Annotated in this window: 13 protein-coding genes; 6 read left to right on the top strand and 7 right to left on the bottom strand. The window is 67.1% G+C overall.

All coding sequences use genetic code 11. The annotated features are described in order from the left end of the window. Nucleotides 1-149: 149 nt before the first annotated feature. Together gshB and ACW7G1_RS03725 are read left to right on the top strand one after the other, a co-directional pair. Nucleotides 150-1106 (top strand): glutathione synthase, encoded by a 957-nt coding sequence (gene gshB, locus ACW7G1_RS03730; RefSeq protein ID WP_456978409.1) that lies wholly within the window; start codon nt 150-152, stop codon nt 1104-1106. Further along, on the top strand, nt 1103-1972 hold the full coding sequence (locus tag ACW7G1_RS03725) for an energy transducer TonB (RefSeq protein ID WP_456978408.1): 870 nt from the start codon (nt 1103-1105) through the stop codon (nt 1970-1972). Before gshB ends, ACW7G1_RS03725 begins: the two co-directional genes overlap by 4 nt. On the opposite strand, the gene tsaB is transcribed toward ACW7G1_RS03725, so the two are convergent. Genes tsaB through mrcB form a run of 4 tightly spaced genes read right to left on the bottom strand, consistent with a single transcriptional unit; the run spans nt 1969 to nt 7771 of the window. Further along, on the bottom strand, nt 1969-2721 hold the full coding sequence (gene tsaB, locus ACW7G1_RS03720; protein WP_456978407.1) for a tRNA (adenosine(37)-N6)-threonylcarbamoyltransferase complex dimerization subunit type 1 TsaB: 753 nt from the start codon (nt 2719-2721) through the stop codon (nt 1969-1971). The genes ACW7G1_RS03725 and tsaB overlap by 4 nt on opposite strands. Before the next feature lie 14 nt (nt 2722-2735). Beyond that, nucleotides 2736-4823: an ATP-dependent DNA helicase gene (locus tag ACW7G1_RS03715; protein WP_456978405.1), complete on the bottom strand. Its 2088-nt coding sequence runs from the start codon at nt 4821-4823 to the stop codon at nt 2736-2738. 3 nt (nt 4824-4826) lie between these two features. After that, nucleotides 4827-5336: a tetratricopeptide repeat protein gene (locus tag ACW7G1_RS03710; RefSeq protein WP_456978404.1), complete on the bottom strand. Its 510-nt coding sequence runs from the start codon at nt 5334-5336 to the stop codon at nt 4827-4829. Further along, nucleotides 5333-7771, bottom strand: a complete 2439-nt coding sequence (gene mrcB / locus ACW7G1_RS03705; protein WP_456978403.1) for a penicillin-binding protein 1B — start codon at nt 7769-7771, stop codon at nt 5333-5335. Before mrcB ends, ACW7G1_RS03710 begins: the two co-directional genes overlap by 4 nt. Before the next feature lie 156 nt (nt 7772-7927). Here mrcB and ACW7G1_RS03700 point away from each other — a divergent pair, with 156 nt between their 5' ends. After that, nucleotides 7928-10030 (top strand): glycosyltransferase, encoded by a 2103-nt coding sequence (locus ACW7G1_RS03700; RefSeq protein ID WP_456978402.1) that lies wholly within the window; start codon nt 7928-7930, stop codon nt 10028-10030. On the opposite strand, the gene ACW7G1_RS03695 is transcribed toward ACW7G1_RS03700, so the two are convergent. Beyond that, on the bottom strand, nt 10027-11544 hold the full coding sequence (locus ACW7G1_RS03695; RefSeq protein ID WP_456978401.1) for a hypothetical protein: 1518 nt from the start codon (nt 11542-11544) through the stop codon (nt 10027-10029). The genes ACW7G1_RS03700 and ACW7G1_RS03695 overlap by 4 nt on opposite strands. Before the next feature lie 36 nt (nt 11545-11580). After that, nucleotides 11581-13791 (bottom strand): RelA/SpoT family protein, encoded by a 2211-nt coding sequence (locus tag ACW7G1_RS03690; protein WP_456978400.1) that lies wholly within the window; start codon nt 13789-13791, stop codon nt 11581-11583. Between the two features lie 69 nt (nt 13792-13860). Here ACW7G1_RS03690 and ACW7G1_RS03685 point away from each other — a divergent pair, with 69 nt between their 5' ends. After that, nucleotides 13861-14379 carry a hypothetical protein gene (locus tag ACW7G1_RS03685; protein WP_456978399.1) on the top strand — a complete coding sequence of 173 codons (519 nt, stop codon included), beginning with the start codon at nt 13861-13863 and terminating at the stop codon, nt 14377-14379. 42 nt (nt 14380-14421) lie between these two features. Here ACW7G1_RS03685 and hrpA read toward each other — a convergent pair whose 3' ends face one another. Next, the gene (gene hrpA / locus ACW7G1_RS03680) at nt 14422-18534 is read right to left on the bottom strand and encodes an ATP-dependent RNA helicase HrpA (RefSeq protein ID WP_456978398.1); all 4113 of its coding nucleotides are present in this window, start codon (nt 18532-18534) and stop codon (nt 14422-14424) included. Nucleotides 18535-18616: 82 nt separating this feature from the next. Here hrpA and ACW7G1_RS03675 point away from each other — a divergent pair, with 82 nt between their 5' ends. Together ACW7G1_RS03675 and recQ are read left to right on the top strand one after the other, a co-directional pair. Continuing rightward, nucleotides 18617-19177 carry a Dps family protein gene (locus ACW7G1_RS03675; protein WP_456978397.1) on the top strand — a complete coding sequence of 187 codons (561 nt, stop codon included), beginning with the start codon at nt 18617-18619 and terminating at the stop codon, nt 19175-19177. 662 nt (nt 19178-19839) lie between these two features. Further along, nucleotides 19840-21666 carry a DNA helicase RecQ gene (gene recQ / locus ACW7G1_RS03670; RefSeq protein ID WP_456978396.1) on the top strand — a complete coding sequence of 609 codons (1827 nt, stop codon included), beginning with the start codon at nt 19840-19842 and terminating at the stop codon, nt 21664-21666. The last annotated feature ends 4 nt before the right edge of the window (nt 21667-21670 follow it).

Here is a 21670-nt window from a genome sequence, read left to right as displayed (position 1 = left end):
CGGGCGCGTTGCGTAGGCTCCCTTTATTCCAAGCCAGATGCAAGCTGTCAAGCACGGAATCGTTCGCGATCAAGATGAATGCGCGCCGCTGCGGCGATCTGCCGGAGCCCCTGCTACCATCGTTGCCACTCCCTACAGCCAGTGTCGCCATGCCCCTCGACATCGTCGTCGTGATGGACCCGATCGGGTCGATCAAGATTGCCAAGGACTCCACCTTCGCCATGCTGCTGGAAGCCCAGCGGCGTTCGCACCGGTTGTGGTACGTGGTGCCGGGCGGACTCGGCCTGCGCGACGGCAAGGCGGTAGCGAAGGTGGCCCGGCTGCGTGTTCGCGACGACCCGGCCAACTGGTTCGAGCTGGAAGCGGAGACCCAGGTCGACCTTGGCGCCGGCCACGTGCTGTTGATGCGCAAGGACCCGCCGGTCGACAACGAATTCATCTACGACACCCAAGTCCTCAGTCTCGCCCAGGACGCCGGTGCGCTGGTGGTCAACGACCCGCAAGGCCTGCGCGACTACAACGAAAAACTGGCTGCATTGCTGTTTCCGCAGTGTTGCCCTCCTACTGTGGTCAGCCGCGACAAGGCAATGCTGAAGGCATTCATCGCCGAACAGGGCGAAGCTGTGTTGAAGCCGCTGGACGGAATGGGAGGACGCTCGATCTTCCGCGTCGGCCACGGCGATCCGAACACCAACGTGATCCTGGAGACCCTGCTCGGCGATGGGCCCCACATGGCGATGGCGCAACGCTATATCCCCGAGATCAGCGCCGGCGACAAGCGCATCCTGCTGGTTGACGGGGTGCCGGTCGACTACTGCCTGGCGCGCATTCCGCAGGGCGACGAGTTCCGCGGCAACCTCGCCGCCGGCGGACGTGGCGAAGGCCGCCCGCTGAGTGAGCGCGACCGCTGGATCGCCGCCCAGGTCGGGCCGCAGATGAAACGTCACGGGATGCTGTTCGTCGGTCTAGATGTGATCGGCGACTACCTGACCGAGGTCAACGTCACCAGCCCCACCTGCATCCGCGAGCTGGACGCACAGTTCGGCTTGAACATCGCCGCCAGCCTGTTCGATGCCATCGAGGCACGGGCGGCTGCCGACACGTGAGCGTGGCAGCCGCGCCAGTGATCGGTGAACAACAACGTCTGGGCGCGACACTGGTCCTGTCGTTGCTGGTCCATGGGATGCTGCTGCTCGGCGTCGGCTTCGCGCTGGAAAACGCCGCGCCGGTAGTCCCGACTCTTGACGTGATCCTGACCCAGACCCGCAGCGCGCTGACTCCGGAACAGGCCGACTTCCTGGCCCAGGCCAACAATCTGGGCGGCGGCGAACACGACAAGAGCACGCGCCCGAGCGAGCGCCAATCGGGGCCATTGCCACAGGCCACCGATGGCATTGCCCAGCGCCAATTGCGCGCGCAGTCGCCCGCCCCGCAACCACGATCGCGGGCACGGGTCATCAGCAGCACGCGTAGCGAGGCCGCCGTTGCCACCGCACTGGAAACTCCCGAGGCCAGCGACCGTCCACTGCCTCCCGGCCAGGAAAAGATCGATCGCGACGTCGCGATGGCCCGGCTGGCAGCGGAAATACACTTGCGCTCCGAGCGTTATGCCAAGCGCCCCAAGCGCAAGTTCGTCTCCGCCAGCACCGCCGAATACGCCTGGGCCAGCTACCTGCGTGGCTGGGTCGACCGGGTCGAGCGCGTCGGAAACCTCAACTATCCCGACGAGGCCCGTCGGCGCCGGCTGGCCGGACAGGTGGTCATCAGTATCGGGATCCGCCGCGATGGCACGGTGGAGCACTCGCAGATCGTGCTGACCAGCGGCATCGCGCTGTTGGATGCTTCCGCCTTGCGTATTGCCAAGCTGGCCGAACCTTACGCGCCATTACCGGCGACCGACGAGGATCCCGACATCCTGCACGTGACCCGCACCTGGGCATTCTTGCCGGACGGCCAGCTGCAAGACCGTTAGGGACGCGGCGGTTTGGAGGCCCGCAAAGCCTTTTGTTCTGCCGTTGTCAGGGCAACGTGATTGCGCAGGTAGGCCGGTTCGATCCGCTCCGGCGCGACTCCCTCACCGCGAGCCAACGCCGCCGCCGCGATCGTGGCGACCGCAGCCGCATGCGGCAACGCCGTCGCATCGATGCTCGCGAATCTGGCAGCAAGGCGTGATCCCAACGCGCCATCGCAAGCCTCAAAGCCGGTGCCAACCCCGTGCCAGTCGCCGGGTCCGGAGGGCAGTTGCGCCGCGTCCGGGGCAACCACAACTTCCTCGCTGATGGCGATGAGTCCGTCATTGCGCCACTCGAACGCACCGGAATAGATCTCGCCCATGCGCGCATCGATTGCAGCAAGAATGCGTCCATCGGGCCTGCCCGCGACTTGCCCGGGCAACTGGGCGGCACTGGCCGGACGACAGCCAGCCGCGAGCGCGGCGAGCGTGGATACCGGGACAATCGGGCAGTCCAGCGCCAACGCGATGCCCTGTCCAATGGCGATCGCCAGGCGCACGCCGGTAAATGCACCCGGCCCGCGGCCGACGGCGATTGCATCCAACTGCGACTTCTTCAAGCCCGCCTGCGCAAGCAAGGCTTCCGCCCACGGCAACGCAAGCTCGGCGTGCCGGCGCGGTGCAACCTCGAAACGCTCATGCACCTCGCCATCGATCCACAACGCGACCGAGCAGCCCTCGGTAGACAGTTCAAACGCGAGCAGCTTCATTTCATCGGCCCTGGTCACTCATTGATGGTCTCCGCCAGGAGTGATGACTGTGACGCAAAAAAGTCCTCCACCTCCTCGATGCGCCGCGTCTTTGGCAACGGCGGCAACGAGTCCAGGAACACCCGCCCGTAGCTCTTGGCCGACAGCCGCGGATCGCACAGCACCAATACACCGCGGTCGGTCTCGCTGCGGATCAGGCGCCCGGCGCCCTGCTTGAGCGCAATGACCGCCTGTGGCAGCTGCTCGTCGCGGAACGGGTTCCCACCGTCGCGCCGGATCGCTTCCAGCCGGGCTTCGAACACCGGATCATCGGGCGCGCCAAAGGGCAGTTTGTCGATGATCACCACACTGAGCGCATCGCCGGCCACGTCCACGCCCTCGCGAAAACTCGCGGCACCCAGCAACACCCCGTTACCCGACCCACGGAAGCGCTCCAGCAGCAGCGAGCGCGGACCCTCGCCCTGCACGAACAGCGGCCACGGGCCGCCGCGCAATAATTCGGCAGCCTCACGCAGCGCCCGGTGCGAAGCAAACAACACGAACGCACGGCCTGCGGACGCCTCCAGAACCGGCTTGATCGCCTCCACGATGGCGGCGGTGTAGTGACGCGCCGACGGCTCGGGCAGCCCCGGGGGCAGGTAACACAACGCTTGCTGCGGCCAATCGAACGGGCTGGGTGCCAGTAACGTGGTCGGCTCATGCAGGCCCAGCTTGATGGCGTAATGCTCGAAGCGGCCGCCGATCGCCAGTGTGGCCGAGGTGAATACCCAGGCCGCCTGCGAGCGTGCGCGGTGCTCGGCCAGCGGACCGGCAACATCCAGCGGCGTGCGGCTCAGGCGAAAACCACGCGCCGTCAGCTCGTACCACAACACGCTGGGCTCACTGCCATCCAGCAGCGGACCGCGATCGTCCGGGTCGGCGACCGGGACATCAACATGCTGCGGGGCGAACGGCGACGGATCGATACCGTCGACCCCGGCATCCGCCACGTTTTCCACAGCTCCTGCATCGTCGGCATCACGCCAACGCAACAGGCGTTTCTCGAACTCCCTGGCCCGCGCGGTGCAACTGTCGAAACCCGGCGCCGCCTCCCGCAGTGGCAACAACGCGGCGTGCAGGTCGCGTAACGCCTGCAGCAGGCCATCCAGTCCGGCCTCGGCGTTGGCGTCCTCAGCGGCGCGGCGACGGGTGCCACGCACTGGCAGCTCGTCCATTGACGCGCGCAGTTGGCGCACCGCCTGCTCCAGCGCGCGCGTGGGCTCCTGCAAAACGGCCAATGCCCCCGGAGTCTGCTTGCACTCGGCCAGCGCGTCGCGGGCCAACTCCACCAATGGCCGGGCACTTAGCGCTTCACCGAAAAATTGCGCCGCCAGCTCCGGCAACTGATGCGCCTCGTCGACCACGAACGCCTGGGCACCGGGCAGTATCTCGCCGAAGCCTTCCTGCTTCAGCGCCAGGTCGGCCAGCAGCAGGTGATGGTTGACCACCACCAGGTCGGCGGCCTGCGCACGTTGCCGCGCCTGGACCACGAAACACTCCGAGAAGAACGGGCACTCGCTGCCCAGGCAGTTATCGGCGGTGGAGGTCACCATTGGCAGCAGCGGCGAATCGTCCGGCAGGTCCTCCAGCTCGGCCATGTCACCCATCCGGGTGCGACTGGACCAGGCCACGATGCGCTGGAACTGCGAGGCCATCGCGAGAGAGTGGAAGCGCGGCTCGCCCTTGGCCTGCTGCAGCCGGTAATGACACATATAGTTGGACCGGCCTTTCAGCAACGCGGTCTTCAGGCCGACCCCGAGTGCGTCGCGCACCCGCGGCAAGTCGCGATGGTAGAGCTGGTCCTGCAGCGCGCGGGTGCCGGTGGACACGATGGTCTTCAGACCGGACAGGATCGCCGGAACCAGGTAGGCGAAGGTCTTGCCGGTACCGGTGCCGGCCTCCGCCAACAGCACGCCGCGGTGTTCGAACGCATTCGCAATCGCGGCGGAAAAATCCTGCTGCGCGCTGCGCGGCGTGAACGCGGCAATATTGCGCGCCAGCTCGCCGCCTTCGCTCAATGCGGCGCGGCTGGCGGTGCCAAGTCGACTTGTCGCGTGGTCCATCGGTCAATAACGCGGCGGTGCGGTGACGGTGCACGCGTCGCGTTGCTGGCGTGCCTGGGCGAGCTGTGCGGCTTCGCCTTCCACCGCCAGCACCTGGACCACGGTTTCCCAGTGCCGCCGGCACTGCGGACCCACCTCGGCGCCAATCGTGATCGCCTGGCGCGCGAGTCCTTCGGCCTGTGGCAGATCCCCCAGCAGCACGGCGGCCTCGGCGCGTTGTTGCAGCAGTTCCGGATCACCCGGATCAAGGGCCAGGGCCTGGTCGAGGATCACCGCAGCTTCGGCGTGGTGGCCTTGCGCGTGCCGTTGGCGGGCTTGCTCCTGCAGGTCGGTGACGTGTGTGCCGGCCAGGGGATTGACGACCAGCTCGGGTGTTGCGGAGGCGCCCGCGGCCTGGATCGCTTTCACCATGGCGACCGGATCGAACGACGGCGCGGGAGCGACCACCGGCGCGGCGGAGCAAGCACTGAGCACCAGTGCGAACGTGGCGGCAATCAGCAAACGAAGGTTCATCGTGTTTCCTGTGGCGGTAGCGGCTGGGCGGCGGGTTCGGGCTGGGGCTGGGGCTGGGGCTTGTCATCGTCACGACCAAACCCGAACCACTCACGCCAACCGCCTTGTCCCTGTTCCTGCCCCGGCACGATCTCGGGTTCGGGTGGCTGGCAAGGCTGGTGGGCGGGTGCAAAGCCGGCAACGAAGGCAAACCGGCGCGCGCCGGGGCAACCGGCATCGGTCGTGTTCGACCCGACCACCCAGCGCCAGTCCAAGCCTTCGTCGCCCACCGTCAACGGCGCACTGGGCAGGTGCTTGAACAATCGTGACCACACGCGCATGCCGCCGGTCGAGCCATACAGCCCGGTCGGCTTGTTGTCGTCGTTGCCTACCCAAACCACTGCCAGGTGATCACCGGTATAGCCGGCGAACCAGCTGTCGCGGCTGTCGTTGCTGGTGCCGGTCTTGCCCGCCGCATTGAGTCGGCCGAGCCCGTCGGATACCAGTTGTCGACCGGTGCCGTTGGAAACCGCGCGTTGCAGCGCGATCGTGATCAACCGCGCCGCCACCGCATCGCCCGCTTGCGCCGGCGCCGGCGCGGTGTCGTACCGGTTGAGCGCGCGACCGTCGGTATCCAGCACGCCACGCACCAGGTGCAGCGGCTGGATCTCGCCGCCGGACGCAAGGAACTGGTACAGCTGGGCCATCGCGTAGGGGCTCTGGTCGAGCGAACCGAGGATCAGCGACGGGTTGGGTTCGGCCTTGATCCCCGCCAGCGTCTGTACCAGATCGGCGATCCGCCGCGGATCGACCTGCATGCCGACCCGCACCGTTGCCTGGTTGTAGGAGTTCGCCAGCGCGTCGACCAGGTGCACGCTGCCGTGACTGCGGCCATCGGAATTGCCCGGCTCCCAGCGTTTTCCGTTGCTGAGCGCCACCGTCACCGGGGCGTCGCTGACCCAGCTGGCCATCGACCATTGACCCGGTGATGCCAGCGCGAGCAGGTACACGAACGGTTTGATCAGCGAGCCCACCGGACGATGCGCCTCCACCGCACGGTTGAAGCCGGGCAACGCCGGGGTCGCGCTGCCGACCACCGCCAGCACTTCGCCGTCATGGACGTCGGTCAGCACCAGCCCGGCCTGCAGGTCCGGCCGGTTTTTCCCGTTCAGGCCGTCCAGGGTGTGGGTAACCGCGCTTTCCGCATAGGCCTGCGCCGATGGCGCCATCCCGGTCATCACGCTCAGCCCGGCGCCCGCCAGCGCGTCGGCCGGATAGTCCCGGGCCAACTGACGCCGCATCAGGTCGACATAGGCGGGAAACCGGTTGGCCGAGGTGCTGCCAGGCTGATCGGTGACGCCCAACGGCGCGGCGCGTGCACGCTGGTACTCGGCGTCGTCGATCAGCCCGGTTTCATGCATCTCGCCCAACACGAAATTACGCCGTTGGGTGGCCCGGTCCGAATGCCGCCGCGGGTCGTAATAGGACGGTCCGCGCACGATCCCGATCAACAAGGCGATCTGCTCGGTGCTGATATCGGCCAGATCGCGCCCAAACCAGAACTCCGCGGCCGCCGCCACGCCGTGGATCGCCTGCGCGCCGCGCTGGCCCAGGTAAACCTGGTTGAAATAGGCCTCCAGGATCACCTGCTTGTCGTAGCGCGCCTCGATCAGCAACGCGTAGATGATCTCGTTGAATTTGCGGGTGTAGGTGCGCTCGCGGCCGATCCCGAGCAAACCACTACGTGCCAGTTGCTGGGTCAGCGTACTGGCACCCTGGCGTGCTTCGCCCGAGCGCAGGTTGACCCAGGCGGCCCGCGCCATGCCGGACAGGTCGATGCCGTGGTGGTGGGCGAAATCCCGGTCCTCGACCGCCTGCAGGCCGGTCACCAGCAATTCGGGGACTTCGTCGAGTTGTACCAGCCGACGCTCCTGTTGCTGCTGGCCGTACAGGGTCGCGATGCGGGCCGGGTCCAGCCTGGCCAGCTTCAACGCCTCATCGGCGCCGGCCGCGCGCAGCCCAGTGACCTTGCCGCCCGACACCGTCACCTCGACCCGGCTGGGAGCAACCGGCCCATCCACGTCGTTGAAGCCGCGGCTGGAGATCACCCAGTGCGTGCCTTCGTTGGAATAGCTGCCGGCCCTGCGCCCGTCGCCGACGTGATAGCCGGCCGCGTGCAGCTCGGTCTTGAGCGTGCCGGCGTCCATCGCCAGACCCGGCACCAGCGCCAACGGTCGGCCGTATACCCGGGTCGGCAACTGCCAGCGGAGCTGGTCGAAGCGCTCCCCGACCTCGTGGTTGAGGTACAGCGAATACGGGATCAGAAACCCCAGCCCCAACCCGATCGCCGCCAGCACCCAGGTCACCACGCGGCGGCGCCATTGCGGTGTCCGATGTTCGTCGGAATTCGAGTGCTCGGAATTCAAATCGTCTTCGTCGTAATCGATTCGGGCCACGGCATGGGACAATGACAGGGCGGTGCCCTCGTGGACTGAAGTCTAACGCAGCCCGAGCCGGCGCCCGTAGCGTGGGCACTGGCGTGAATTGGGCGTCAGTTCAGCCCGTTGCGATAGCGTACGACGCGCTTTTCCCTACTATCGGAGTTGTAAAGCATGGCGATGTCGCGGGCCGATCTGCGGTTTCTGTTCGATCGCAGCACCGGCCTGGTCCAACGCGGGCTGACCAGTTTGCGCACCCGTGGCCTTCATGCCTCGTGGCAGCGCGTGCTCAAACAGTTGCGGTGGGTCCGGCCAACGCCGCGCAGCGATCTGTACCTTCCCGCGCCGACGCCTTTCGCCGGCTTCGCCGTGCCTGCCAGCCAAGCGCCCGTCGCCAGCATCGTGATTCCCGTCTACAACCAGTTCCCGCACACCCTGGGGTGCCTGCGCGCGCTGGCCGCGCATCCACCCGGGTTGCCGGTGGAGATCATCGTCATCGACGACGGCAGCACCGACGAAACGGCCGCCGCATTGGCGCAGGTGGACGGGCTGCGCTACTTCCGCCGTGTCGACAATGGCGGTTTCGTCGCCGCCTGCAACGACGGCCTGGCGAAGGCGCGTGGCGAGTTCGTGGTGTTCCTCAACAACGACACGGTTCCGCAACCGGGCTGGCTGGACGCGCTGTTGGCGACCTTTGACCAGCATCCCGGTACCGGACTGGTCGGTGCGCAGCTGCTGTATCCCGATGGTCGCTTGCAGGAGGCGGGCGGAATCGTGCGCAAGGACGGCTCCGCCGACAAGCTCGGCCGGCTGGAGTCCGCCGACCACTGCGCCTTCAACTACGTCCGCCGCGTGGACTACTGCTCCGGCGCGGCGATCGCCCTGCCGCGGGCGCTGCTGGAATCACTGGGAGGGTTCGACACCCGTTACGCGCCGGCATTCTACGAAGACACCGACCTGGGCATGCAGGTGCGTGCACGCGGGCTACAGGTGCTGTACCAGCCGGCGTCCAGGGTGGTACACACCGAGGGCGCAACCGCGGGCACCGATACACGCCATGGCGTCAAGGCCTACCAGGTGCGCAACCAGCAGTATTTCCGGGAGCGCTGGCACGCACTGCTGCCTGACCACCCTGGCCATACCGCCAGCGTGGCTGGACTGACCGACCGGTTGTACTCGCGCACCGTATTGGTCATCGACGCACTCACCCCGCGCCCGGACCGCGACTCCGGGTCGCTGCGGCTGGTCAACCTGATGCGCATGTTGCGCGAGGAAGGCGCGCACGTGGTGTTCATACCAGCCGATCGCGACCACGATGGCGATTACACCCGCACCTTGCAGCAGTTGGGGGTCGAGGTCTGGTACGTGCCATTCGCAGCGCGGCTGCCGAAATGGCTGGCCGGGCACGGCGCGCGCTTTTACAGCGTGCTCGTGTGCCGCCACTACGTGATGCGCGAGATGCTGCCATTGCTGCGCAGGTACGCGCCGCAGGCACGGCTCGTGTTCGATACCGTCGACCTGCACTACCTGCGCGAGCGCCGCGGCGGCGAGCTGGCCAACGACCCGGTCCGGACCCGCGCCGCCGAGCGTACCCGCACCCTGGAGCTGGACGTCATCGCCCGCAGCGACGCAACGCTGGTGGTCAGCGAGGTAGAGCGCGAACTGTTGACCCAGGACGCTCCGCAGGCCCGCGTGGAAGTGCTGTCCAACCTGCACCGAAGCGGTGGCCACGGCCTGCCTTTCGAGGAGCGCCGCGACCTGATGTTCGTCGGCGGTTTTCGCCATCCGCCCAACGTGGACGCGGTGTGCTGGTTTGTCGAATCGGTCTGGCCATTGCTGCGAGCCCATGAGCCGGACCTGCAATTCCACTGCATCGGCGGCGACGTGAACGCCGAGGTTGCGGCACTGGCGACATCACCGGGCGTCATCGTGCATGGGCACGTGCCCAACCTGACCCCGTACCTGGCAGAAGTACGGCTATCGGTCGCGCCACTGCGCTACGGCGCGGGGGTGAAGGGCAAGATCAACCAGCCCATGGCGCATGGCCAGCCCGTGGTAGCCACCACCTGCGCGATCGAAGGCATGCATCTGCGCGCCGGCCAGGACGTGCTGGTGGCCGACGATGCCGCCGACTTCGCCGCCGCCGTCCTGCGCGCTTATCACGACGGCGCCTTGTGGCAACAGCTGGGGGATAACGGCCGCGCCAACGTCGAGCAGCACTTCTCGCTGGACGCTGGACGCGCCGTGGTGCAGCAAGTGCTGTTGGGTCGGAACTAGTCGGCCACTATCGACGCGGCGCGCACACGGTGGGCGAAGGCCTCCATGCCTTCTGCAAGCGGATCCAGCGCGCGCGCCGTGTCCAGGGCATGTCGCGCGGCCGGCAGCTCGCCGGCCCCCAGACGCTCGTCACCCACGGCAATCCAGCGCAATGCCAGCCGCCGGCGCGCTTTGCGCATGGCGCCGTCATCGCCTTCCAACACCGCGTAGGCGTCCAGGCAGGCGCCTGCGGTCGTCAGCCGGTTGCGCGGCAATGCCTGCTCAAAACACTCCCAGGCCGCCGGACGCAGGCGTGCCGCCATGGCGAGCACCGCCGGGTCCCGCGGTGCGATGGCGCGCGCGGTGCGCAACTTGTCATAGGCGCTCTCGCCCGGCGGCAACAGCAGGTCGCCGCGCGCTTCAGCGGCCCCGGCAGCAGCCAGCAGGTCAAGCACGCGTCGACGCTGGGCGGCGGACGGCACGCCATCGTTGAAACGTGCCTGCGACACCCGCGCCTCGGTCAGGTATCGCCGCGCGGCGACCACGGCTGCAGCCTGCGGTGCGATCGCCTCGGCCGCCAGCAACTCGGCTTGCGCCGGCCGAAGCTGAAAATCGGCGGCGTAGCGTCGACTGCGCGCGGCATGTGCATCGGCCACCCGTACCCGACCGCGGACCGCCGCGGTGTTACCGGGGTAGATCGTCGCCACCTGGTCATAACCCGCCAGTGCGGCCACCAGCTCACGTCCCGCCAGGTCATCGTCCGCTTTCGCCAGCCGACGCTCGATACCGGCTCCCAGTTCGGCCAGGGTTTGTGGCAGGTCGACGTGACCGGGATCCACCGCCTGCACGCGTGCAACCAACCTCGCCGCGTGGCTGAGATCGGCATCATTCACGGCCTTGCGCGCCTGTTGCAGCAAGTCGGCCAAAGTGTCCTCCCTGCCCTCCAACGCGGCAATGTTGTTGGGTTGCAGTGCCAGTACGCGCTCAAACAATGGCAGCGCAGCCCCCGCATCGCCGTCAAGATGACCCGCGCCGCGCGCCACGACCGCCTCGCTCAGCAGCCGGTCCACCCCGGTAGCGTCCACTTCCCGTTTGCGCAGCCGCGCCTCCAGCGCATCGGTCTGCGCCGTCGGCACGGCCAGGTCGCGGGCCAATTGCAGCGCGTCGCGCGCTTCCGCCGGATGTCCCTGTTCAATCGCCGCATTGGCACGTGCCAATGCGGCGTTGCCGACCGCGACCAACCCGTCACGTGCGCCAATCCGGTCGGGATCCAGCGCCAACGCGGCTTCATACAGCTCGCGTGCGCCGCGCCCGTCCGCGCGACTCAGCTCTCCGGCTCCCAGCGCCTGGGCGGCATCGATGCGCAGTTGCTGGATACGCGTGTCCGGCCACAACCACTGCGATATCGGTTGGCGGGCCACCAGCAGCGCCGCCACCCCGCCTATCGCCAACACCACGGCCAGCCAGCGATGCCAGGCAGGGACGCGCGGCGCGCGGTCATCGCGGTGATTGTTTCGACGTGAGTGCAGACGCATGACAGCAGCATAGTCCGCCGACCCACCGGGCTGGCGTCAGCTCCGTCGAGCGTGCTCCACTCCCGGTAGCGCGCAGAGCTTTCCCAACAGGGCCGAGAGCTGGCCGAAATCGCCTACCCGCAACCGCATCCGGATCCGGACGCGGGCACCGTTTCGCTGCAGGTCGCTGCGGATGCTGCCGACATGCACGTTGGCCTGGGCAATCACGTTGGTGACCTCCTTGAGCAACCATTTGCGATCCACCGCGACCACTTCCACGTCCACCTCGTAACCGCTGCTGGCACCCCACTCCACCGTCAGGATGCGCTGGGGCTCCTTGTCCGCCAGTCGCTGGAACATCGCGCAGCTGTCACGGTGCACGGTTACCCCGCGTCCACGGGTCAGGTAGCCGGCAATGGGTTCGCCCGGCAACGGCTGGCAACAACGTCCCAGCTGCACCAGCAGGTTGTCGAGCCCCTGCACGGTAAAGTCGCGCGCCTTGTTGCGCGGCGGCCTGACCGGGGCGGCGGCGACCTCCGGGGTCGGCGCGGAAGTGGCCCCGGCACGTTCATGCTCCAGCAATACCCGGCCGACCTGATGCGGCCCCAGGTCTCCCAGGGCGACCAGCACATGCAAGTCACCATCGTTGGCCAGCGCAAAGCGCTCGCGAGCCGGTGCCAGGTCCGCGCCCAGCAGGCCCAGCCGACGCAGCTCCTTGTCCAGCAGCTCCTTGCCGGCAACCTCGTTGCGCCCACGATCCAACTTGTGGAACCAGTTGCGCACCTTCTCGCGCGAACGGCTGCTGGCAAGGAAACCATTGGACTCGATCAGCCAATCGCGACGCGGCTCGCCGGTCTTGGCGGTCTTGATCTCGACCCGGTCACCACTGCTCAACCGATGATCCAGCGGCACGATGCGCCCATCCACCTTGGCGCCGCGACAACGGTGGCCGACCTCGGTATGCACGCGGTAGGCGAAGTCCAGCGGCGTGGAGCCCAGCGGCAGGTCGATCACCTCGCCCTTGGGCGTCAGCACATAGACCCGGTCCTCGACCAGCTCGGCATCCAACTCGCCGGCCAGCGCGGCGTCATCCGCGCCCGCTTCGGCAGCCGGTTCCAGCAGTTTGCGCATCCAGGCGATCTTGCGGTCGAATGCGGCGTCACCACCGCTGCCTTCCTTGTAGCGCCAGTGCGCCGCCACGCCCAGCTCGGCCTGGCTGTGCATGTCGAAGGTACGGATCTGCACTTCCAGGGTCTTGCCCTGTGGCCCGATCACCGCGGTGTGCAGCGAGCGGTAGTCATTGCGCTTGGGCCGGGCGATGTAATCATCAAACTCGCTGGAGATCGGCACCCACGTGGCGTGCACCACTCCGAGCGCGGCGTAGCAGGCCGCCACGTCGTCGACCAGGATGCGTACCGCACGCAGGTCGTACAGCTCGCTGATCGGCGCCTGCTTGCGCTGCATCTTCTTCCAGATGCTGTAGATGTGCTTTGGCCGACCGGCGATATCGGCCTTCAGCCCGTGGGCACCCAGGGCGGCGCGCAAGGTCTTCTGGACCTGGTCGATGTAGCTTTCCCGGTCGCGGCGTTTCTCGGCCAGCAGACGTGCGATCTGCTGGTAGGTGTCTTCGTGCAGGTAACGGAACGCCAGATCTTCCAGCTCCCATTTCAGCTGCCAGATGCCCAGTCGGTTGGCCAGCGGTGCATGGATATCGCGGGTGAGCGAGGCCAATGCCATACGCCGTTCCGGCGGCAGAGTATCGGCTTGCTGCATGCGGGCCAGCTGCCGCGAAAGCAGGATCGGCACTCCCCTCATGTCGCGCACGATCGCCAGCAACAAGCGGCGCAAACCCTCGCTGCTGCCACGGCCCTGTTGCTCGACATGCAGCGCCCACACCTGGCCGGCGGCACGCTGGCCTTCCAGCAAGGCACCGATCACCGGGAAGTCGCGTTCGAGCGTTTCACTGATCCGCGCCTGCAGGCCGGGATAGGTATGCACGATCGCCGCGGCGAGGCTGTCGCTGTCGGCGCCCAGTCGCTGCAGCGCCGTCAGCATCTTCGCAACCGTCTCGGGAGGGTCGCGTGGATCGTCGGAAGCGCTTGCGTCCGTCGCCGCCGCCTGCACCATCGCCGCCAGCAGACCCGGCTCAATGGTGTTTGCAGGTGCCTGCTCCAACAACGCCGCCAACGCGGCTGCCGGCGCGGAGGTCGAGGGCGCGTCGGCCACCGGAACAGCCGCCTTGGACGCAGTGGGTCGCGAAGTGCTCATCGCGGTATCGGTTCATCTGTGTGCAGGGGAGTGTCTACACTAGCGACCAAACACCCACAGGAACAACTCATGCAAACGACTGAACGCAATGGCCCTGCCTCGTATCGCCTCCGTCCGCTTGTCCTGGTCGGCCTGCTGCTGCTGGCCCCATTCGCATCGGCCCAGGATGCCACCCGGATCGAGCAGCAAATGACCGCCGAGCAGTTCCAGGCGGCCGGCCTTGACCAGCTCACCCCGGCGCAACTGAGCCAGCTGAACAACTGGCTCAACCGCACCCTGGATACCGAGACCAGCAAGGCCACCAAGGTCGCCGAGGAACGGATTGAACAGGAGCAACGCGGATTCGCCGCCAACCTCGCCAGCGAGCCGGTGATCGCGCATCTGCAAGGCAAGTTCGAGGGCTTCCGCGAAGGTCTCAAGTACACCCTGGACAACGGCCAAGTGTGGCGCCAGACCAATAATGCATCGCTGGTCGGCGTGCGCCTGGACAGCCCCCAGGTCACCATCACGCCCGGCATGTTTGGCGGTATCTGGTACCTGCGGGTCGAGGGCTACAACACCCGCGCGAAGGTGGAACGGGTCGAGTAGGCGGCGCACCAACGTCTGCCCGGCACGCGTTTGTCGTTCGCGCTACGGACGTAACTGCGCCAGGCGCGCGGCGAGCTTCTTCGGCGACACGCCGCGCGACCCCAACTCCTGGGCAAACAGCGACACCCGCAGCTCTTCCAGGTCCCAGCGCAACGCCTGCCACGGCGTTGCGCTGGCTTCGCCGCTGGCGTTTGCCGCCGCCAATGCATCAGCGAAAGGCTTGAGCTCCAGCATCCGAGCCTGATCACGCACCGGGTCGCGCAAGGCGCGCTCACCGCGTAGCGCCAGGGCTTTCAGGTAGCGCGGATACTCGGCCAGGGCCGGTGCTGGCACATCGCCGAGGAATCCCGGCAGCGTCAATCCCGCCAACTGCACACGCATGTCATCCAGGTTGGCGCCCGCCCAACCCATCAGCGGCGATTCCAGGCTGGCGCGCGCCTGCGACACCGCCGCAAGAATGATCTCCGCTTGCTGCAAGCGCTCCATGGATTCCGCAAACAGGCGCTTGGCCACGGCGTCGCGGCGCGCTGTGAACGCCGCGATATCGCGGATCTCGTCCAGCCCATCGGCCACCAGGGCGGCAAAGGCGCCATCGACCAGATCAGTGCGCAGATGATCGCCATCGCGACTGCCTTTCTCCCGCGGCGCGGCCGACTCGATGGCGGCGTACAACAAACCCGTCTTGGCCGATATCGGCAATTGCTTGCGTGCCTGTTTACGCGCATCGCCCAGCGCCAGCCACAGCAGCCGGCGCACCCCAGCGGGGTGATCCCGCAGTGCGATCTCGCGTTCGGCATGGACCTGGAGCGACACGCTGTCGCCGTCATCGTGCAGCGCCGGATACGCCGGCATGCCCGCCACGCCGGGCAAGCTGGCCGGGATGGCATCGTCGGGGAAGCTGACCAGCCCGCTTTGGCCCAGGCCATCGGCAGCGTGTGCGGCGAACGCCCGCGTCGAGCGTTCCCCGAAGCGCTCGCGCAACTCGCCCAGATCACGTGACTCCGCCAGCACCACGGCTTCACCGCGCTTGTCCGGCACATCCAGCAACCGCAGGTTGGCGCGCAGGTGCGGTTCCAGGCCGGACTCGTCAAACTCGTCGGCAGTGACAGCCGCGCCGGTGATCTGCTTCAGGAAATCCGCAAGCGCGCGGGTCATGGGTTGGGGTTCCGGTCCGGGGTGCGCTTCGTGGAAGGCCTTGGCGAAATCCGGTGCGGGGACGAAATTGCGACGTTGAGCCTTGGGCAAACTCTTGATCAGGGCGATGGCCTTGTCCTGGGTGAAACCCGGCGCCAACCAGCCCAACCGCGCCGGGTCCAGCGCATTGAGCAGGTGCAGCGGGACCGATATCGTCATCCCGTCATCGGGAGCGCCCGGCTCGAAGCGGTAGCGGACCGCCAGCCACGCGTCACCCAACGCGATCTGTGGTGGAAAGCGCGTCGCATCGGTCTCATCGCCGACCAGCAAGTCATCCAGCGCCCATTCCAGCGTGGCCTTCTGCGTTGCCGGCAACTTGCCGTACCAGGCATCCAGCGCCTGGGCGTTGTGGACATCAGGCGGCAACCGCTGCAGATACCAGTCGGCCATCCAGTCTTCGTCGACCACCAGTCCGGCGCGCCGCTGCTTGGCTTCCTCCTCGCGCGCCTTGTCGAGCAGCGCCAGGTTGCGCGCCAGGAACCCGCTGCGGGTGTTGATCTCGCCGGTGACCAAGGCGTCGCGAGCGAAGATCGCGCGGCTCTCCTGCGGGTACAACCCGCCGTAGTGGACGGGACGCTTGGGCGCCAGCACCAGACCGAACAGGCTGACCTGCTCGCTGCCCAGCACCCGGCCCTGCGAGCGCGACCAGCGCGGGTCATGGTGACGACGCGCGAGCAGGTGCGGCAACTCGTCGATCGCCCACTGCGGCTCAATCGAGGCGTTGCTCATCGCCCAGACTTTCTCGGTGTCGAGCAGGGTCGCCGACAGCACCCACGGCGGCGGCTTGCGGATCAGCCAGGAGCCCGGGAACAGCTGGAACTTGCGCCCGCGCGGGCCGTCGTAGACCGCGGCCGGCTTGCGTTCGCCGGGCTTCTTGCCGGGCCCCTTGCCGGGCGCCTTGTTCTCGGCCGGCGGCACCCGGTGGCCGATCTGGGTCGGCAAGCCGGCGATCAGTGCGCGATGCAGGTTGGCGTAGGCGCCGGCATCGAGTTCCGGCGTTTGCTGCGACGACTGCACCCAACCGAGTTCGTCCGCCATCAGTTTCAACTGGCGGTGAAGTTCGCGCCACTCGCGCATGCGCAGGAAACCGAGGAAGTTCTTCTCGCACCAGCGCCGTAACTGCGACTGGGTGGAGGCTTCATGGGTTTCCTGGTAAGCAGCCCACAGCTTCAGGATGCCGACGAACTCCGAGCTGTAGTCAACGAACCGGGCATGGGCATTGTCGGCGGCGGCACGCTGGTCGGCGGGGCGCTCGCGCGGGTCCTGGATGCCGAGGAACGACGCGATCACGAGCATCTCGCGCAGGCAACCGCGGGCATTGGCGGCGACCAGCATCCGTGCCAATTTGACGTCCACCGGCATCCGCGCCATCAATCGCCCGGTGGCGGTCAGCTGATTGCGCGCGGCCTTGTCGCTGGCCACTTCCACCGCCCCCAGCTCGCCCAGTTGCTGCCATCCATCGGCCACCGCGCGCGGCTCGGGGGGCTCCAGGAACGGAAAGTCGTCGATATCGCCCAGACCCAACGACAGCATCCGCAGGATCACCCCGGCCAGCGCAGCGCGGCGGATCTCAGGATCGGTATAGGCCGGGCGTGAGTCGAAATCCGCCTCGCTGTAGAGCCGGTAGCAGGTGCCCTCCGACACCCGCCCGCAGCGGCCCTTGCGCTGGTCGGCACTGGCCTGGCTGACGGGCTCGATACGCAGGCGATCCAGCTTGCTGCGCGGACTGTAACGCTTGATCCGGGCCACCCCGGGATCTACCACGTAGCGGATCCGCGGCACCGTCAAGGAAGTCTCCGCGACATTGGTAGCCAGCACGATGCGCCGCTGCGTACCGGGGTTGAACACCCGGTCCTGGTCGCGCACCGACAGCCGCGCGTAGAGCGGCAATACCTCGGTATGGCGGTATTTCCGGCGCTCCAGCGCCTGGTGTGCATCGCGGATCTCGCGCTCACCGGGCAGGAAGATCAGCACATCCCCACGAGGATCCTCGCCGGTGATCTCATCGCACGCGGCAACGATGCCGTCGTTGATGCTGCGCTCGCCATCACGGTCACCCTCGCCTTCCAGCGGCCGGTAACGCACCGACACCGGATGCCCGCGCCCCTCCACGTCAACCACCGGCGCGTCATCGAAATGCTCGGAGAACCGGGTGGTGTCGATCGTCGCCGAAGTGACGATGACCTTCAGGTCGCGACGCTTCTTCAGCAACTGCTTGAGGTAGCCGAGCAGGAAGTCGATGTTCAGGCTGCGCTCGTGCGCCTCGTCGATCAAGATCGTGTCGTAGCGCGACAACCAGCGGTCGGACTGGATCTCGGCCAGCAGGATGCCGTCGGTCATGAACTTGATCGCGGTCGATTCACTGACCTTCTCGTTGAACCGCACCTGGTAGCCGACCAGCCCGCCGAGTGGGGTGTGCAACTCCTCGGCAACGCGTTTGGCGACCGCTCGCGCGGCAATCCTGCGCGGCTGGGTGCAACCGATCATGCCAGCCGCGCCACGCCCGGCCGCCAGGCACAGTTTCGGCAACTGGGTGGTCTTGCCAGAGCCGGTCTCCCCGGCGATCACCACCACCTGATGCTCACGCAGCAGCGCGACAATGCGTTCTGCTTGGCTGGCAATCGGCAGCGACGGATCGACCGGTACTTGCGGCAACTGGGCGGCGCGCTGGCGACACTGACTGAGCGAGCTGTCCCGGGCCTTCTCGAATGCCGCGCGCGCGGTCGCGTCGGATGGCTTTGCACGCCAACGCGACCACAGGCCGTGCAGACGGCCACGATCCCGGCTCAGGGCCGCATCAATGCTGCGGCGCGCCTGCTCCAGTGCGGCCCTGTCCGGGTCGGTCCGCTTGGAGTCGGCCGCTTTTGGGCGAGGTTGTGCCGAGCCGGCCCGTGGTGAGCGAGCCGGCTTTGGACCAACGCGTCGTGACGCCGTCTTGTCGGGAACATCGGTAGGCTTCATGGATCCTTTCGCAGAAATTGCATAGTTCAACCGCGTGCACAGCGCCCTATTGTCACAGCAACATCCACCAGAGGAAAAAACCATGGCCAAATCGCAGCCCGCCAAGACCGCCAAGACCGCCAAGAAGAGCAAGTCCGCGACATCCGCCCAGCCGGCATCGGGCGCTCCAGCCATTGATATCGGCCTGAGCAATACAGATCGCAAGAAGATCGCCGACGGCCTGGCCCACTTCCTTGCCGATGCCTACACGCTGTACCTGAAGACCCACAACTTTCACTGGAACGTCACCGGGCCGATGTTCAACGCCCTGCACCTGATGTTCGAGACCCAGTACACCGAGCAATGGACGGCGCTGGACGAGATCGCCGAGCGCATTCGCGCGCTGGGCTACAACGCCCCGGGCTCGTATGCCGAGTTCATCGAACTGGCGTCGATCCCGGAAGAGGCGGGCCTGTCCGACATCCCCGACTGGAAGGAGATGGTGCGCCAGCTGACCGTCGGCAACGAAGCGGTCTGTCGCACCGCGCGCAAGGTGCTCAAGACCGCCGACGATGCCAGCGACGACCCGACCGTCGACCTGCTGACCCAGCGTCTGCACACCCACGAGAAGTACGCCTGGATGTTGCGTTCGCTGTTGCAGTAAGTTGCTAGTGCGTTAACTGCAGCCAGCAGTTGAAAGCTGGAAGCTCAGGAACCCCGGGGATCATCGCCTTGGGGTTTCTTGTATCCCGATCGCACGCGGCGGACGCGGGAGCCGGGCTGCGGGGGATTGCTTGATGCTCGGGCGGTGTTGTGTTCAGAGGCAAGAGCGGCCTCGTTATGGTTCGTCGCGGGAGGCGGCCGGCGGGGGGATTGCTCCAGCCCTTCATCAGGGCATCCTGCCCTGAGGCGGGCCGCAGGCCATCCATGGCCTGCTTTTCCGCAATCCCCCCGCCGTCCACCTCCTGCCGGACTTCGCTGACTTCGGGAAAAGCGAGGAGCGCGGATCGTCTAAGACCAGTCCGCTCTCACTGAAACAAGGCCGCAATACCCGGCCAGCCCCCGTGCGGCGTCCTGGCCGGGTATTGCGAAGAGTGCGCCATGGATGGCGCACGGCGGTGAGTGCGGCCAGGGACGGCCGCCCGAACCGAGTAGCAATACCCGGACAGGGCGCCGCCCCCGCCGAAGCCGGCGCACCCTACCGCTGTTGCTGTTGCTGTTGCTGTTGCCGTTCCCTGCTCCCAACCAGCAACCAGGCAAACCCCCACCAGCCGAAGTGGGATTCTCCGAGCATCCCCGAGACGCGCGCTTGCTACCCTGTGACGCATGGAAAACGCCGCACTCGACTTGCTTCGCACCACCTTCGGCCACCCGGAATTCCGCGGCGAACAGGCAGAAATCATCGACTGCCTGGTCAACGGCGGCGATGCCCTCGTCCTGATGCCGACCGGCGGCGGCAAGTCGTTGTGCTACCAACTCCCCGCCCTGCTGCGCAACGGCTGCGGCGTGGTCGTCTCACCGCTGATCGCCCTGATGCAGGACCAGGTCGAAGCCCTGCGCCAACTCGGCGTGCGCGCGGCCTACCTCAATTCCTCCCTCGACGCCGCCACCGCCGCCGAGGTCGAACGCGACCTGCTCGCCGGCGAGCTCGACCTGCTCTACGTCGCCCCCGAGCGCCTGCTGAGCGGCCGCTGCCTGAGCCTGCTCGACCGCGTCCATGCCGGCCCGGGTATCGCCCTGTTCGCGATCGACGAAGCCCACTGCGTCTCCCAATGGGGCCACGACTTCCGCCGCGAATACCGTGAACTGACCATCCTGCACGAACGCTGGCCCGACATCCCGCGCATCGCCCTGACCGCTACCGCCGACGAGCCGACCCGGCGCGAGATTGCCGAGCGCCTGGCACTGGACGATGCCCGCAAGTTCGTCAGCTCGTTCGACCGGCCCAACATCCGCTACCGGGTTGCACAAAAAGACGGCAGCGGCCAGCGCGCCCTGCTGGACTTCCTCGCCGGCCATCGTGGCGACAGCGGCATTGTCTATGCGTTCTCGCGCAAGCGGGTCGACAAGACCGCCGAGCAACTGCAGGCGGCCGGCATCGACGCGCTGCCCTACCACGCCGGCCTGCCCGCGGCCGAACGCGCCGCCAACCAGCGCCGATTCCTGCAGGCCGACGGCGTGGTCATGGTCGCCACCATTGCGTTCGGCATGGGCATCGACAAGCCCGACGTGCGCTTTGTCGCCCATGTCGACCTGCCCAAGTCGATCGAGGGCTACTACCAGGAAACCGGCCGTGCCGGACGCGATGGCGAACCGGCCGAGGCCTGGCTGAATTACGGCCTGGGCGACGTGGTCAACCTGCGCATGCTGATCAACCAGGGCGAGGCCAGTGACGAACGCAAGCGACTGGAGCTGCGCAAGCTGGATGCCTTGCTGGGTTACTGCGAGTCGACCCAGTGTCGCCGCCAGGCCCTGCTGGGCTGGTTCGCGGAAAGCCATCCGGGCGCCTGTGGCAACTGCGACAACTGCCTGAATCCACCGGAGAGCTGGGACGCCACCGAAGTGGCGCGCAAGGCTTTGTCGTGTGTCTATCGAACCGGACAGCGGTTTGGCGCCGGCCATGTCATCGACGTGTTACGCGGCACGGCGACCGACAAGGTCACGCAGCATGGCCACGACAAGCTCAGCACCTGGGCGATCGGCGATCACCTGGATGCGCGGCAATGGAGCAGCGTGTTCCGGCAACTGGTGGCCACCGGATTGCTGGAAGCCGACCACGAACGTCACGGTGCATTCCGGTTGACCAATGACGCCGGGCCGGTGCTGCGCGGAGAGCGCCAACTGCGCTTTCGTCGGGACGCGCCGAAACCGGTTGGGCGCCGCAATCGCAGCGGCTCCGCACCCGCGCCGATCGACCTCGCCCCCGAGCCTGCGGCGCGCTTCCGCTCGCTGCGTGGATGGCGCGCTGAAATGGCCCGCGAGCAGAACGTCCCCGCTTACGTGATCTTCCACGATGCAACGCTGCGCGCCATTGCCGAATCCGACCCCGGCGACCTCGACGAGTTGAGCCACATTCCCGGCATCGGCGCCAGCAAGCTGGAACGCTATGGCGAGGCGGTATTGCAGCAGTTGCTGGATTGCGACGTGGCGTGATGCG

Source organism: Lysobacter sp. A378, from assembly GCF_054052125.1.
Note: the sequence above shows the minus strand (reverse complement) of the source record. Positions and strands in the feature narration are given on the sequence as shown.

Excerpts from the sequence above, each read along its gene's own strand:
- gshB (WP_456978409.1), top strand. The coding sequence starts at position 150 with ATGCCCCTCGACATCGTCGTCGTGATGGACCCGATCGGGTCGATCAAG.
- tsaB (WP_456978407.1), bottom strand. The coding sequence starts at position 2,721 with ATGAAGCTGCTCGCGTTTGAACTGTCTACCGAGGGCTGCTCGGTCGCG.
- ACW7G1_RS03715 (WP_456978405.1), bottom strand. The coding sequence starts at position 4,823 with ATGGACCACGCGACAAGTCGACTTGGCACCGCCAGCCGCGCCGCATTG.
- ACW7G1_RS03710 (WP_456978404.1), bottom strand. The coding sequence starts at position 5,336 with ATGAACCTTCGTTTGCTGATTGCCGCCACGTTCGCACTGGTGCTCAGT.
- ACW7G1_RS03700 (WP_456978402.1), top strand. The coding sequence starts at position 7,928 with ATGGCGATGTCGCGGGCCGATCTGCGGTTTCTGTTCGATCGCAGCACC.
- ACW7G1_RS03695 (WP_456978401.1), bottom strand. The coding sequence starts at position 11,544 with ATGCGTCTGCACTCACGTCGAAACAATCACCGCGATGACCGCGCGCCG.
- ACW7G1_RS03690 (WP_456978400.1), bottom strand. The coding sequence starts at position 13,791 with ATGAGCACTTCGCGACCCACTGCGTCCAAGGCGGCTGTTCCGGTGGCC.
- ACW7G1_RS03685 (WP_456978399.1), top strand. The coding sequence starts at position 13,861 with ATGCAAACGACTGAACGCAATGGCCCTGCCTCGTATCGCCTCCGTCCG.
- hrpA (WP_456978398.1), bottom strand. The coding sequence starts at position 18,534 with ATGAAGCCTACCGATGTTCCCGACAAGACGGCGTCACGACGCGTTGGT.
- ACW7G1_RS03675 (WP_456978397.1), top strand. The coding sequence starts at position 18,617 with ATGGCCAAATCGCAGCCCGCCAAGACCGCCAAGACCGCCAAGAAGAGC.
- recQ (WP_456978396.1), top strand. The coding sequence starts at position 19,840 with ATGGAAAACGCCGCACTCGACTTGCTTCGCACCACCTTCGGCCACCCG.